We start from the raw sequence: 14,244 nt of genomic DNA on the forward strand, positions 1-14,244 counted from the left end.
TTGTCGTGTACGGGCGTCAGCGCGCGGCTGCGATGGATTCCCGGGCGGCGGCCGCGACCGCGTCGGCGGTGAAGCCGAACTCGCGGAAGAGGACCTTGCCGTCGGCCGAGGCACCGAAGTGCTCCAGCGAGACGATGCGCCCGGCGTCACCGACGAAACGGTGCCAGGTCAGACCGATGCCGGCTTCGACGGCGACACGGGCCTTCACGGACGGGGGAAGCACGCTGTCGCGGTAGGCCTGGTCCTGCTGCTCGAACCACTCGACACACGGCATCGACACCACACGGGTGGGAACGCCCTCGGCCTGCAGCTGCTCGCGCGCGGCGACGGCGAGCTGCACCTCGGAGCCGGTGCCGATCAGCACGACCTGCGGCGTGGCGTCCGCGCCGTCGGCCTCGAACAGCACGTAACCGCCCTTGGCGGCATCCTCGTTGGCCGGGTACGTCGGCACACCCTGACGGGTCAGCGCGAGGCCGTGCGGGGCCCCCACGCCGTACTCCTTCGTCCAGCGCTTGAGGATCTCGCGCCAGGCGATGGCGGTCTCGTTGGCGTCGGCCGGGCGGACGATGTTCAGGCCCGGGATGGCGCGCAGCGAGGCGAGGTGCTCGACCGGCTGGTGGGTCGGGCCGTCCTCGCCCAGACCGATGGAGTCGTGCGTCCACACGTACGTCACCGGCAGGTGCATCAGCGCGGACAGCCGGACGGCGTTGCGCATGTAGTCGGAGAAGACCAGGAACGTGCCGCCGTAGACACGGGTGTTGCCGTGCAGCGTGATGCCGTTCATCTCCGCGGCCATGGAGTGCTCACGGATACCGAAGTGGATCGTGCGGCCGTAGGGGTCGGCCTCCGGCAGCGGGTTGTCCGCCGGGAGGAACGAGGAGGTCTTGTCGATCGTGGTGTTGTTCGAGCCGGCCAGGTCGGCCGAGCCGCCCCACAGCTCCGGGATCACCGCGCCGAGGGCGTGCAGCACCTTGCCGGACGCGGCGCGGGTGGCCACCGACTTGCCGGTCTCGAACGCCGGGAGGTGGTCCTCCCAGCCCTCGGGCAGCTCGCCCGCGGCGATCCGGTCGAACTCCGCGGCGCGCTCCGGGTTGGCGGTGCGCCAGGCGGCGAAGGACTTCTCCCACTCCTTCTTGGCGTCCCGGCCGCGGTCGAGGGCGCCCCGGGTGTGCTTGAGGACCTGGTCGCCGACGTCGAAGGACTTCTCGGGGTCGAAGCCCAGGACGCGCTTGGTGGCCGCGACCTCGTCCTCGCCCAGTGCCGAGCCGTGCGCGGCCTCGGTGTTCTGGGCGTGCGGGGCCGGCCAGGCGATGATCGAGCGCATCGCGATGAACGACGGGCGCTCGGTCTCGGCCTTGGCGGCCTCCAGGGCCCTGGCCAGACCGACCGGGTCCAGGTCGCCGTTGGGCAGCTGCGCGACGCGCTGGACGTGCCAGCCGTAGGCCTCGTAGCGCTTGACGGTGTCCTCGGAGACCGCGGTCTCGGTGTCACCCTCGATGGAGATGTGGTTGTCGTCCCACAGCAGGATGAGGTTGCCGAGCTTCTGGTGGCCCGCCAGGGAGGAGGCCTCGGCGGAGATGCCCTCCTGGAGGCAGCCGTCACCGGCGATGCAGTAGATGGTGTGGTCGAAGGGCGAGGTGCCCTGCGCCGCGTCCGGGTCGAACAGGCCGCGCTCATAGCGCGACGCCATCGCCATGCCGACCGCGTTGGCGACACCCTGGCCCAGCGGGCCGGTGGTGGTCTCCACGCCGGTGGTGTGCCCGTACTCCGGGTGGCCGGGGGTCTTCGAGCCCCAGGTGCGGAACGCCTTCAGGTCATCCAGCTCCAGGCCGTAGCCGGCGAGGTAGAGCTGGATGTAGAGGGTCAGGCTGGAGTGGCCCGCGGAGAGGACGAACCGGTCGCGGCCGGTCCAGTTCGCGTCCGCCGGGTCGTGCTGCATCAGCTTCTGGAAGAGAAGATAGGCGGCCGGCGCCAGGCTCATGGCCGTACCGGGATGGCCGTTACCGACCTTCTGCACGGAATCCATGGCCAGGACACGGACGGTATCCACCGCACGCTGGTCCAGTTCGGTCCACTCGAGATCTGTGGTGGTCGGCTTGGTGCTCACCCTGAGTCAGGGCTCCTCTCCACATGTCGAATGCCGCGGACGGTGTGCCCGCCAGGCGGTGTCGAGCCTACCCCCGCAAGTGCGTGCGTCTTTTCGACGCTCAGTCGAAGTTTCCGGCGCTCAGTCGGTGGGTGCGGGGCGGGCCGGCGGTCGCTCCGGGCAACCACAGGGGGACCACGCGGATTCCCCGCCCGGACCGGACGGCCATACGACCAGACTGCCGGGCGCCCGTCCGGTTCGCCTCCCGAACGCCGGGTGAACGGGCGAGGAAACATGCCCGGGTGCCTCCGCGTCCCGGCGCCCAACACGACCCCACCCCCGCGAAGATCGCCGAATGGCCAACGTCTAAAGTGGCGTGGTACGCGCAAGCCCTTCCCTACGGGTCCACACCGCCGAAGGAGCTTGCAGGCCTTATCTCTTCTGCGGCAGAGGCCGCTGATGTTACTTCCAGGGGTGTGCGTGACGGCCGTCGAATCCCGTCCTGCGGGTGGGGGCACCGCCCCCATGGCTGTGGGGAAGCGCTCTCAGTTCCCCAGAAGTCCCGGTGACCGGCCGTTCGGGGCTCGCGTCAAGGCATTCGTGGCGCTGACCAAGCCACGGGTCATCGAGCTGCTGCTGATGACCACGGTGCCGGTGATGTTCCTGGCGGCCAAGGGCGTGCCCGATCTGTGGCTCGTCCTGGCGACCTGCGTCGGCGGTTATCTCTCCGCCGGCGGCGCCGCGGCTTTCAACATGTACCTCGACCGCGACATCGACGCGCTGATGGACCGCACGTCCCAGCGGCCGCTGGTCACCGGCATGGTCTCGCCGCGCGAGTGCCTGGTGTTCGCGACCGCCCTCGCGGTCGGCTCCACCGCCTGGTTCTGGTACCTCGTCAACCCGCTGTCGGCGATGCTGTCGCTCGGTGCGCTGCTTTTCTATGTCGTCGTTTACACGATGATCCTCAAGCGGCGCACCTCGCAGAACATCGTGTGGGGCGGTATCGCGGGCTGTATGCCGGTCTTCATCGGCTGGTCCGCGGTGACGAACTCGTTCTCCTGGGCCGCGGTGATCCTCTTCCTCGTCATCTTCTTCTGGACGCCGCCGCACTACTGGCCGCTGTCGATGAAGGTCAAGGACGACTACGAGCGGGTCGGGGTGCCGATGCTGCCGGCCGTCGCGGGCAACAAGGTCGTCGCGCGCCAGATCGTCGCCTACAGCTGGGTGATGGTCGGCGTCTCCCTGCTGCTCCAGCCGCTGGGCTACACCGGCTGGTTCTACACCGCGGTCGCGCTCGTCTGCGGCGGCTTCTGGCTCAAGGAGGCGCACGGTCTGCAGTCCCGCGCCAAGGCCGGGATCACGGGCGCCAAGCTCAAGGAGATGCGGCTGTTCCACTGGTCCATCACCTATGTGTCGCTGCTGTTCGTCGCCGTCGCGGTGGATCCCTTCCTTCGCTAGGGGGTGTGGGGGATCACCCCCACACAGAGCAGTACTCGCGGGTAGCATGCTGTTCATGGCAGACACCCAGCAGGCGGACGAGCAGGTGGAGACGGTGGCCGGCGCAGCGGCCGGAAAGCGGGCCGGCCGGCACACGGCCAGGCTCGCCCGGGAGATCCGCGCCTTCGCCGCCACCCATGGCGGCAGCGCCGAAGGCCAGCTCGCGCACATCGGCCGCGGCCGCATCCGGATCGCCCTCGTCGGGGCCAACGGCGAGTGGGGCAACCTCGTCGCGGACACCCTCGAATCCGCCAAGGCCGCCGCCGAGCAGGCCGGCCTCACGCTCCAGGACGACTTCGACGGCGACCTCGCCGCCAGGGTCCGCACCGGCCGCTACGAGTGGTCCCGGATGGCGGGCATCCAGGTGGGCGGCCGGGCCAACGCCTGACGTCCGGTCCCGGGCGCCGTGCGCCGGAGCGCACGCCGGAAGCGGAGCCCGCTACCTCACCACCACCTCGGCCGTTAGGTTCACCGGGCGCGGCGCTCCGGCCACGCCCGGCGGGCTCACGGCGAGGAGGGGCGGATGGACGGATCTCCACCGCTCATCGATCAGTACAGCCACGGCGCGGTGCACGGCGAGCTCGGCCTCGGCTCCTTCGAGAGCCACCTCGCCGCCGCGGTCGGCGCCCAGGGCCCGGCACCCGCCGGTACCAGTTACTTCGACAGCGTCACCGGCCTGGCGATACGCCGCTGGTGCCCCCCGCTGCTCGGCCTGGAACCGCACTGCCCGCCCGCCCGCTACCTCGCCCGCAGGCGCGAGGTCGGCGCCTATCGCGCCGGACGGATACTGCTGCGCGGCTGCGGCATCGGCACGTTCCTGCTGGAGGCCGGCACCCCCAGCGAGCTGACCTCGGCCACCGAACTCGCCACCGCCGCCGAGGCCCCGGCCCACGAGGTCGTCCGGCTCGAACCGCTCGCCGAGCAGGTCGCCGACACCTCCGGCAGCGTCGACTCCTTCATCGGCTACACCGCCGAGGCCCTCTACGCCGCGGCCCAGCACGCCACCGCCTTCGCCTCCGGCGCCACCCACTGCGACGCACACGCCCCCGAGGCCGGTGAGGTACGGCGCGCCGCGGACCGCTGGCTGCGCGGCCGCCGCCCCGGGGAGCGGCTCGGCGAGCCCGCCCTCGTCCGGCATCTGCTGTGGAGCGCGGTGGCGACCGGTCTGCCGGTGCAGCTGCACTGCACCGATCCGCAGCCGCTGGCGGCGTTTCTGCGGGCCACGGCCGGCATCGGTTCGGCCCTCGTCCTGCTGCCGGCCGCGCCGCACCACCGGCGGGCCGCGCAGCTCGCCGCGCTGCACGCCCATGTGTACGCGGACGCCGGGCCCCGCCCCGAGGAGACGCTGGGTCAGGCGCCGTTCGGCAAGCTGCTGTTCTCCTCCGGCGCCCGCGGGCTGCCCGAGCTGTACGTCACCGGCGCGCGGTTCTTCGTCCGCGCCATGGGCCGGCTCGTACGGGAGTGGACCGACGAGGGGCTGTGCGGCGCCGAGGACGGGCGGCGGATCATGGAGATGGTGGGGTCGGGGACCGCGCGCCGGGTCTACCGGCTGGACGCGGCGGCCAGCTGAGAACCGGGCGCCTCGTCCTCGCCCGCGAGGGCGGGCCCGCAGGGCTCCTCCTCCAGGAGCGGACCGCGGTCGCGCAGCGACATGGCAACCCGCAGCACGCAGATCCACACCAGGGTCGAGCCCAGCATGTGCACCCCGATGACGAACTCGGGCAGGCCCGTGAAGTACTGGACATAGCCGATGACGCCCTGCGCGGCGAGGCAGACGAACAGCTCCAGGACCCTGCGGCGCGGGGCGGCCGGTGCCGTGACGGCGCGCAGCGTGAACCACAGGGCGACGGTCAGGCCGATGACGATGTAGACGAAGTCGACGTGCAGCTGGGTGATCTCCTGCCAGTCCACCGGGATCCGGTGGACCTTGTGGGCATCGCCCGCGTGCGGGCCCGCGCCGGTGACGACGGTGCCGATGACGGTGAGCGCGCCGGACGCCGCCACCAGCAGCCACGCCAGCTGCCGCACCGGCCGTGCGACCAGGCCGTGCGGCTCCTCGTCGCCCTCGCTCGCCCGCTGCCAGGTCACTACGGCGACCGTGAGCAGCGCCGTGGCCGCCAGGAAGTGCGCGCTGACGATGTACGGGTTCAGGCCGGTCAGGACCGTGATGCCGCCGATGACGGCGTTGCTCATGACGAGCCAGAACTGCGCCCAGCCGAGGCGGGTGAGCGGGCGGCGCCGGGGGTGGCGGGCGCGGGCGGCGATGATGAACAGCCCGACGACCCCGCACAGCACATAGGTCAGCATGCGGTTGCCGAACTCGATGAGGCCGTTGATCCCCATGGCGGCGGTCGGCGTCAGGCTGTCCGGTGTGCACTTGGGCCAGGTCGAGCAGCCCAGTCCGGACTGGCTGAGCCGGACCGCGCCGCCCGTGACGACGATGATCACGGCCATCACGACGGTGGCCAGCGCAGCCCGCCGCACAAAGGCCGCGGACGGCTGCCAGTGGCGGGCGATCAGCTCAAAGGGATTCAGCGTTTTCGGCACGGGAGACATCGTAGGACGGGCCTTGTGCAAGATTTCACGAGGGGTCCCGGACGCGCCCAGGGCCAGCCCCGCGGCCGCCGGCGGCTACTCCCAGCGGAAGAACTTCGCCGCCGCGCCCAGCCCGAGGACCGCCCAGACGGCGAGGATCCCCAGGTCGGTCCACGGCATCCCGGCGCCGTGCTGGAGGACGTCCCGCAGGCCGTCCGACAGGGCGGAGACGGGCAGGAACTGCAGGACGGACTGCGCCGCCGCCGGGAACTTCGCGAGCGGCACGATCACCCCGCCGCCGACGAGCAGCAGCAGGAAGACCAGGTTGGCGGCGGCCAGCGTCGCCTCGGCCTTCAGCGTCCCCGCCATGAGGAGACCCAGGCCCGAGAAGGCGGCCGTACCGAGGACGAGCAGCAGCAGCACCGGCACCGGACTGCCCTGCGGGGACCAGCCCAGCGCCAGCGCGATCACCGTCAGCAGCACGGTCTGCAGGACCTCGGTGACCAGCACCGCGCAGGTCTTGGCGGTCATCAGCGCCCAGCGGGGGAGCGGGGAGACGGCGAGCCGCTTGAGGACTCCGTAGCGGCGCTCGAAGCCGGTGGCGATGGCCTGGCCCGTGAACGCCGTGGACATCACGGCCAGCGCGAGGACGCCCGGCGCAAGGAAGTCCACCGGCTTCCCGGACCCCGTGTCGACGATGTCGACGGCGGAGAACAGCACCAGCAGCAGCGTCGGGATGACGACGGTCAGCAGCAACTGCTCGCCGTTGCGCAGCAGCATCCGGGTCTCCAGCGCCGCCTGCGCCCGGATCATCCGGGACAGCGGCGCCGCGCCGGGCCGCGGGGTGAACGTGCCGGAAGCGACACCGGCTCCGGTGGCGGTCATGCGCGCAGCTCCTTGCCGGTGAGCTCCAAGCTGTGCCTTCCCGGGGGACGACCCCCGGACCCCCGGCCGAATGTCGTGGGGCCGTGATTCATGCGCGCAGCTCCTTGCCGGTGAGCTCCAAGAAGACGTCCTCCAGGGTGTGGCGTTCGACGGCTATCGCGTCGGGCATCACGCCGTTCTGGGCGCACCAGGAAGCGACGGTGGCCAGTAGTTGCGGGTTGACCTTGCCGTGCACCCGGTAGACGCCGGTGGCCGGCTCGGTGGCGGCGCTGTCCGCGGGCAGCGCCTTGAGGAGCGAGGCGAGGTCGAGGCCGGGGCGGCCGGTGAAGCGCAGGCTGTTCTCCGCGCCGCCGCGGCACAGCTCGTCCGGGCTGCCCTGGGCGATCACCCGGCCGCCGTCGATGATCGCGACATCGTCGGCGAGCTGCTCGGCCTCGTCCATGAAGTGGGTGGTCAGCACGGTGCTGACGCCGTCGGCGCGCAGCTCGCGTACGAGGTCCCAGGTGGCGTGCCGGGCCTGCGGGTCGAGTCCGGCCGTGGGCTCGTCGAGGAAGACCAGTTCGGGGCGGCCGACCACGGCCATCGCCAGCGCCAGGCGCTGCTGCTGGCCGCCGGACAGCCGCCGGTAGGGCGTCCGGCCGCAGCTGCCCAGGCCGAGCCGCTCGATCAGCATGCCCACGTCGAGGGGGTCGGCGTGCAGGGTCGCGGTGTGCCGCAGCATCTCCTCGGCCCGGGCGCCCGCGTAGACGCCGCCGGACTGCAGCATCACACCGATGCGCGGCCGCAGCGCCGCGGCGTCCGCGACCGGGTCCAGGCCCAGCACCCGGACGCGGCCGGCGTCCGGGCGGCGGTAGCCCTCGCAGGTCTCGACGGTGGTGGTCTTGCCGGCGCCGTTGGGGCCGAGCACGGCGGTCACCGCGCCGCGCTCGACGGTCAGGTCGAGTCCGTCCACGGCGGTCTTGGTGCCGTAGCGCTTGACCAGTCCGACGACCTCGACGGCAGGCTCTCGGCCAGGGGGCCGGGGGGCGCCCCCCGGAGAGGTGCTGGGCATGCCGGGCAGTCTACGGAGAGTGGCAGGGCGCTCTTCAATGGGGGCGTGGGTGCGGAAGGGCGCCGGGGTACGCAAGACGGCGGTGCGCGGCCGCACAATTTCCGCCGCCCTGTGCGCCCTGGTGCGCCCTTGTCCGCGGCCGTCGGCGGGGCCCGTCCCGTTGCAGGTCGGAGGGGCATTCGAGGGTTTCGGCAGGTGCTTGAATTAGGTGAACCTAAGTGATAGAGGCCACCCGCCCGTGATCGGGACGAGGCTTGTATCGCTTTGACGAATTACGCAACAATGGCGTTGTGAAATACGCGAGCGAGGATCAGGAAGGGCCCGCGGCCGAGCAGACCGCCGGGCCGGCCGCCTCCGCGCCCGAGCACCCCGAGCGCCGCGCAGCAGCCGGCGCCGGTCACCCCGCGGCGCCGCACGACGAACAACAGGGCACCCGCAACAAGGTCGCCCGCTCCATCCTCGACCACGGTCCGTCCACCGCGGCCGAGCTGGCCCTCCGGCTGGAGCTGACCCAGGCGGCCGTCCGCCGCCATCTGGACGCGCTGGCCGCCGAGGGCGTCGTCGAGCCCCGCGAGAAGCGCGTCTACGGCACGCGTGGCCGCGGCCGCCCGGCCAGGGCCTTCGCCCTCACCGACTGCGGACGGGACGCCTTCGACCAGGCCTACGACCAGCTCGCCACCGAGGCGCTGCGCTGGATCGCGCAGAGCGCGGGCGGCGGCGAAAAGGGCGAGGCGGCCGTTGCGGCCTTCGCCCGCGCCCGCCTCGCCGCCCAGGCCGAGGGCTACCGCAAGGAGGTCGAGGCCGCCGAGCCGGAGGCCCGTACCGAGGCCCTGGCGAAGGCATTGACCGCGGACGGGTACGCTGCTACGGCGCGCAGCGCGCCCAATCCCCAGCTCGGTGAACAGCTCTGCCAGCACCACTGCCCGGTCGCCCATGTCGCCGAGCAGTACCCGCAGCTGTGCGAGGCGGAGACCGAGGTCTTCTCCCGACTGCTGGGGACCCATGTACAGCGGCTGGCCACCATCGCCCATGGCGACGGGGTGTGCACGACCTTCGTCCCGAAGGCCGGCGCCGGCAAGGCCGCTCACCGCACGCCACGCACCACCAAGACCACCACAGCATCTGCAAGCACGGCCGGGAGGAACCCCGCATGACGCTCCCCACGGAGACTGCTCACCCCGAGCTCGAGGGCCTGGGCAAGTACGAATACGGCTGGGCCGACTCCGACGTGGCCGGCGCCTCCGCCAAGCGCGGGCTCTCCGAGGCCGTCGTCCGCGACATCTCGGCGAAGAAGAACGAGCCGGAGTGGATGCTCAAGCTCCGCCTCAAGGGCCTGAAGCTGTTCGACAAGAAGCCGATGCCGCAGTGGGGCTCGGACCTGTCGGGCATCGACTTCGACAACATCAAGTACTTCGTCCGCTCCACCGAGCAGCAGGCCGCCTCCTGGGAGGAGCTGCCCGAGGACATCAAGAACACCTACGACAAGCTCGGCATCCCCGAGGCGGAGAAGCAGCGCCTGGTCGCCGGTGTCGCCGCGCAGTACGAGTCCGAGGTCGTCTACCACCAGATCCGTGAGGACCTGGAGGAGCAGGGCGTCCTGTTCCTGGACACCGACACCGCCCTCAAGGAGCACCCGGAGCTCTTCCAGGAGTACTTCGGCACGGTCATCCCGGTCGGCGACAACAAGTTCGCGTCGCTGAACACCGCGGTGTGGTCCGGCGGCTCGTTCATCTACGTCCCCAAGGGTGTCCACGTCGACATCCCGCTGCAGGCCTACTTCCGGATCAACACCGAGAACATGGGCCAGTTCGAGCGGACGCTGATCATCGTCGACGAGGACGCCTACGTCCACTACGTCGAGGGCTGCACGGCGCCGATCTACAAGTCGGACTCGCTGCACTCCGCGGTCGTCGAGATCATCGTGAAGAAGGGCGGCCGCTGCCGCTACACGACCATCCAGAACTGGTCGAACAACGTCTACAACCTGGTCACCAAGCGCGCCGTCGCCTACGAGGGCGCGACCATGGAGTGGGTCGACGGCAACCTCGGCTCCAAGGTGACGATGAAGTACCCGGCGGTCTACCTCATGGGTGAGCACGCCAAGGGCGAGACCCTGTCCATCGCCTTCGCGGGCGAGGGCCAGCACCAGGACGCCGGCTCCAAGATGGTCCACATGGCGCCGAACACCTCCTCCAACATCGTCTCCAAGTCGGTGGCGCGAGGCGGCGGCCGCACCTCCTACCGCGGTCTGGTCGAGATCGGCGAGGGCGCTGCGGGCTCCAAGTCCAACGTGCTGTGCGACGCCCTGCTGGTGGACACCATCTCCCGTTCGGACACCTACCCCTACGTCGACGTCCGCGAGGACGACGTCTCCATGGGACACGAGGCCACGGTCTCCAAGGTCAGCGAGGACCAGCTCTTCTACCTGATGGCGCGCGGCCTGACGGAGTTCGAGGCCATGGCGATGATCGTGCGCGGCTTCGTCGAGCCGATCGCCCGTGAGCTGCCGATGGAGTACGCCCTGGAGCTCAACCGGCTGATCGAGCTGCAGATGGAAGGCGCGGTCGGCTGACGCCGCACCCCCAGCAGCGACCGACTCCCTGATTGCAGAAAGCGAGCACTACGACAGCCATGGCTGAGGCTCAGAACATCCCGGCGGGCTCCACCACCACCGGCTCCCTTGCGGTGGCGGCGGAGTCCACCGTCGCCACGAGGATGAGCGCCCCGCCGTCCTACGACGTGGCGGACTTCCCGGTGCCGCACGGCCGCGAGGAGGAGTGGCGCTTCACGCCCCTCGCGCGCCTGAAGGGTCTGCACGACGGCAGTGCCGTTGCCGGCGGCCCCGACCTGAAGATCGACATCACCGCTCCCGAGGGCGTCACCCACGAGCTGGTCGACCGCACCGACCCGCGGGTCGGCAAGGCCGGCAAGCCCGTGGACCGGGTCGCCGCCCAGGCGTACAGCTCCTTCGAGAAGGCCTCGGTGGTCTCGGTCCCCAAGGAGACCGTGCTCGCCGAGCCCATCCGGATCACCGTGCACGGTGAGGGCGGCACGACCTTCGGCCACCAGGTCATCGAGCTCGGCGCGTTCGCCGAGGCGGTCGTGGTCATCGACCACACCGGCGACGCGGTGCTCGGCGCCAACGTCGACTACCTCCTCGGCGACGGCGCCAAGCTGACCGTCGTCTCCGTCCAGGACTGGGACGACGACGCCGTCCACGTCGGGCAGCACAACGCCCTCGTGGGCCGGGACGCCACCTTCAAGTCCGTCGTGGTCACCTTCGGCGGTGACCTCGTCCGGCTGCACCCGCGCATCACCTACGCGGGCCCCGGCGGTGAGGCCGAGCTCTACGGCCTGTACTTCACCGAGCAGGGCCAGCACCAGGAGCACCGCCTCTTCGTCGACCACGAGGCGTCCAACTGCCGCTCCCACGTCGTCTACAAGGGCGCGCTCCAGGGGCAGGACGCCCACGCGGTCTGGATCGGCGATGTCCTCATCCAGGCGTCGGCCACCGGCACGGACACCTACGAGCTCAACCGCAACCTCGTCCTCACCGACGGCGCGCGGGTCGACTCGGTGCCCAACCTGGAGATCGAGACCGGCGAGATCGTCGGCGCCGGCCACGCCTCGGCGACCGGCCGCTTCGACGACGAGCAGCTGTTCTACCTGATGGCCCGCGGCATCCCGGCCGATGAGGCCCGCCGTCTGGTCGTCCGCGGCTTCTTCGCCGAGCTGGTCCAGCAGATCGGCCTGCCGGACGTCGAAGAGCGTCTGATGAGCAAGGTCGAGGCCGAGCTGGAAGCGTCCGCGGCATGACGTACGTACGCGCAGCGGCGCTCAGCGAGCTGGAGGAGGACACCCCCAAGCGGGTGGAGCTCGACGGCGTCCCGATCTCCCTGGTCCGTACCGAGGGCGAGGTGTTCGCGATCAACGACATCTGCTCGCATGCGAACGTCTCCCTCTCGGAGGGCGAGGTCGAGGACTGCTCGATCGAGTGCTGGCTGCACGGTTCGAGTTTCGACCTGCGCACCGGCAAGCCGAACGGCCTTCCCGCGACGCGCCCCGTCCCCGTTTACCCCGTCAAGATCGAAGGGGACGACGTGCTCGTCTCCGTCACCCAGGAGTCCTGAGTTCCCCATGGCAACGCTTGAGATCCACGACCTGCACGTCTCCGTCGAGGCCGAGAACGGCCCGCGCGAGATCCTGAAGGGCGTCGACCTGACCGTGAAGCAGGGCGAGACGCACGCCATCATGGGCCCCAACGGCTCCGGCAAGTCGACCCTCGCCTACTCCCTCGCGGGTCACCCCAAGTACACGATCACCGGTGGCACGGTCACCCTCGACGGCGAGAACGTCCTGGAGATGACCGTCGACGAGCGCGCCCGCGCCGGCGTCTTCCTCGCCATGCAGTACCCGGTCGAGGTGCCCGGCGTCTCGGTCTCCAACTTCCTGCGGACCTCCGCGACCGCGATCCGCGGCGAGGCCCCCAAGCTGCGGCTGTGGGTCAAGGAGGTCAAGGAGGCCATGGAGCGTCTCCAGATGGACCCCTCGTTCGCCGAGCGCAACGTCAACGAGGGCTTCTCCGGCGGTGAGAAGAAGCGCCACGAGATCCTCCAGCTGGAGCTGCTGAAGCCCGCCATCGCGATCCTCGACGAGACCGACTCCGGTCTGGACGTCGACGCCCTGCGGACCGTCTCCGAGGGCGTCAACCGCGTCCGCGAGACCGGTGAGGTCGGCACCCTGCTGATCACCCACTACACGCGCATCCTGCGCTACATCAAGCCCGACCAGGTCCACGTCTTCGCCAACGGCCGGATCGCCGAGTCCGGCGGCGCCGAGCTCGCGGACAAGCTGGAGGCGGAGGGCTACGAGGCTTACACGAAGGGTGGCGCAACCGCGTGACACAGCTGCCGGGCCTCCTCGACACCGAGGCGATCCGTAAGGACTTCCCCATCCTGGACCGCCAGATCCACGACGGGAAGAAGGTCGTCTACCTGGACAACGCGGCGACCTCCCAGAAGCCGCGCCAGGTCCTCGACGCCCTGAACGCCTACTACGAACGCCACAACGCCAACGTCCACCGCGGCGTGCATGTGCTCGCCGAGGAGGCCACGGCGCTGTACGAAGGTGCCCGCGACAAGGTGGCCGCCTTCATCAACGCGCCGAGCCGCGACGAGGTGATCTTCACCAAGAACGCCTCCGAGTCGCTCAACCTCGTGGCCAACATGCTCGGCTGGGCCGATGAGCCCTACCGCGTGGACCGCGAGACCGAGATCGTCATCACGGAGATGGAGCACCACTCCAACATCGTCCCGTGGCAGCTGCTCGCGCAGCGCACCGGCGCGAAGCTGAAGTGGTTCGGCATCACCGACGACGGCCGCCTCGACCTGTCCAACATCGACGAGATCATCACCGAGCAGACGAAGATCGTCTCGTTCACGCTGGTCTCCAACATCATGGGCACCATCAACCCGGTCGAGACGATCATCCGTCGCGCCCAGGAGGTCGGCGCGCTGGTCTGCATCGACGCCTCGCAGGCCGCCCCGCACATGGTGCTGGACGTCCAGGCGCTGCAGGCCGACTTCGTGGCCTTCACCGGCCACAAGATGTGCGGTCCGACCGGCATCGGCGTCCTGTGGGGCCGCCAGGAGCTGCTGGAGGACCTCCCGCCGTTCCTCGGCGGTGGCGAGATGATCGAGACCGTCTCGATGCACTCCTCGACGTATGCGCCCGCGCCGCACAAGTTCGAGGCCGGTACGCCCCCGATCGCCCAGGCCGTCGGCCTCGGTGCGGCCGTGGACTACCTCAGTGCGATCGGCATGGACAACATCGCCGCGCATGAGCACGCGATCACCGAGTACGCCGTCAAGCGGCTGCTGGAGGTCCCCGACCTGCGCATCATCGGCCCGAGCACGGCCGAGGACCGCGGGGCGACGCTCTCCTTCACGCTCGGCGACATCCATCCGCACGACGTGGGCCAGGTGCTGGACGAGCAGGGCATCGCGGTGCGGGTGGGCCACCACTGCGCACGGCCGGTCTGCCTGCGCTACGGAATTCCCGCGACCACGCGAGCGTCGTTCTATCTGTACTCCACCCCCGCCGAGGTCGACGTCTTGGTCGAGGGCCTGGAGCACGTCCGCAACTTCTTCGGTTAAACAGACACAGCCGGTTAACAAGCACAGCGGATGAG

General features: G+C 70.5%; 13 protein-coding genes. 9 read left to right on the forward strand and 4 right to left on the reverse strand.

Going from position 1 to position 14,244, the window contains the following annotated elements; all coding sequences use genetic code 11:
- Window positions 1-16: 16 nt before the first annotated feature.
- Window positions 17-2,107: a transketolase gene (gene tkt / locus CPH93_RS26590; protein WP_096214283.1), complete on the reverse strand. Its 2,091-nt coding sequence runs from the start codon at window positions 2,105-2,107 to the stop codon at window positions 17-19.
- Window positions 2,108-2,566: 459 nt separating this feature from the next.
- Here tkt and CPH93_RS26595 point away from each other — a divergent pair, with 459 nt between their 5' ends.
- The 3 genes from CPH93_RS26595 to CPH93_RS26605 all read left to right on the forward strand — a co-directional run bounded on the left by CPH93_RS26595 (window position 2,567) and on the right by CPH93_RS26605 (window position 5,153).
- Complete coding sequence (locus CPH93_RS26595) at window positions 2,567-3,544, forward strand: heme o synthase (protein WP_371126765.1); 978 nt, start codon at window positions 2,567-2,569, stop codon at window positions 3,542-3,544.
- 46 nt (window positions 3,545-3,590) lie between these two features.
- Window positions 3,591-3,971, forward strand: coding sequence for a hypothetical protein (locus tag CPH93_RS26600; protein WP_093482605.1), 381 nt, complete (start codon window positions 3,591-3,593; stop codon window positions 3,969-3,971).
- Window positions 3,972-4,106: 135 nt separating this feature from the next.
- On the forward strand, window positions 4,107-5,153 hold the full coding sequence (locus tag CPH93_RS26605) for an amidohydrolase (protein ID WP_093482604.1): 1,047 nt from the start codon (window positions 4,107-4,109) through the stop codon (window positions 5,151-5,153).
- Here CPH93_RS26605 and CPH93_RS26610 read toward each other — a convergent pair.
- The 3 genes from CPH93_RS26610 to CPH93_RS26620 all read right to left on the reverse strand — a co-directional run bounded on the left by CPH93_RS26610 (window position 5,126) and on the right by CPH93_RS26620 (window position 8,054).
- The gene (locus tag CPH93_RS26610) at window positions 5,126-6,130 is read right to left on the reverse strand and encodes a COX15/CtaA family protein (RefSeq protein ID WP_096214284.1); all 1,005 of its coding nucleotides are present in this window, start codon (window positions 6,128-6,130) and stop codon (window positions 5,126-5,128) included. The two genes, CPH93_RS26605 and CPH93_RS26610, sit on opposite strands and share 28 nt — an antisense overlap.
- A gap of 84 nt (window positions 6,131-6,214) precedes the next feature.
- On the reverse strand, window positions 6,215-7,003 hold the full coding sequence (locus CPH93_RS26615) for an ABC transporter permease (RefSeq protein ID WP_093482602.1): 789 nt from the start codon (window positions 7,001-7,003) through the stop codon (window positions 6,215-6,217).
- Window positions 7,004-7,091: 88 nt separating this feature from the next.
- Complete coding sequence (locus tag CPH93_RS26620; protein ID WP_093482601.1) at window positions 7,092-8,054, reverse strand: ABC transporter ATP-binding protein; 963 nt, start codon at window positions 8,052-8,054, stop codon at window positions 7,092-7,094.
- Window positions 8,055-8,344: 290 nt separating this feature from the next.
- On the opposite strand from CPH93_RS26620, the gene CPH93_RS26625 reads away from it, so the two are divergent.
- Genes CPH93_RS26625 through CPH93_RS26650 form a run of 6 tightly spaced genes read left to right on the forward strand, consistent with a single transcriptional unit; the run spans window position 8,345 to window position 14,209 of the window.
- Window positions 8,345-9,208 (forward strand): helix-turn-helix transcriptional regulator, encoded by an 864-nt coding sequence (locus tag CPH93_RS26625; RefSeq protein WP_096214285.1) that lies wholly within the window; start codon window positions 8,345-8,347, stop codon window positions 9,206-9,208.
- Window positions 9,205-10,626 carry a Fe-S cluster assembly protein SufB gene (gene sufB / locus CPH93_RS26630; protein ID WP_093482599.1) on the forward strand — a complete coding sequence of 474 codons (1,422 nt, stop codon included), beginning with the start codon at window positions 9,205-9,207 and terminating at the stop codon, window positions 10,624-10,626. Before CPH93_RS26625 ends, sufB begins: the two co-directional genes overlap by 4 nt.
- 59 nt (window positions 10,627-10,685) lie before the next feature.
- The gene (sufD, locus tag CPH93_RS26635; RefSeq protein WP_096214286.1) at window positions 10,686-11,870 is read left to right on the forward strand and encodes a Fe-S cluster assembly protein SufD; all 1,185 of its coding nucleotides are present in this window, start codon (window positions 10,686-10,688) and stop codon (window positions 11,868-11,870) included.
- The gene (locus CPH93_RS26640) at window positions 11,867-12,184 is read left to right on the forward strand and encodes a non-heme iron oxygenase ferredoxin subunit (protein ID WP_093482597.1); all 318 of its coding nucleotides are present in this window, start codon (window positions 11,867-11,869) and stop codon (window positions 12,182-12,184) included. Before sufD ends, CPH93_RS26640 begins: the two co-directional genes overlap by 4 nt.
- A 7-nt stretch (window positions 12,185-12,191) precedes the next feature.
- On the forward strand, window positions 12,192-12,956 hold the full coding sequence (sufC, locus tag CPH93_RS26645) for a Fe-S cluster assembly ATPase SufC (RefSeq protein ID WP_093482596.1): 765 nt from the start codon (window positions 12,192-12,194) through the stop codon (window positions 12,954-12,956).
- Window positions 12,953-14,209 carry a cysteine desulfurase gene (locus CPH93_RS26650; RefSeq protein WP_093482595.1) on the forward strand — a complete coding sequence of 419 codons (1,257 nt, stop codon included), beginning with the start codon at window positions 12,953-12,955 and terminating at the stop codon, window positions 14,207-14,209. The genes sufC and CPH93_RS26650 overlap by 4 nt, the downstream gene beginning before the upstream one ends.
- The last annotated feature ends 35 nt before the right edge of the window (window positions 14,210-14,244 follow it).

It is taken from the genome of Streptomyces sp. 2323.1, assembly GCF_900221035.1.
GTDB lineage: Bacteria > Actinomycetota > Actinomycetes > Streptomycetales > Streptomycetaceae > Streptomyces > Streptomyces sioyaensis.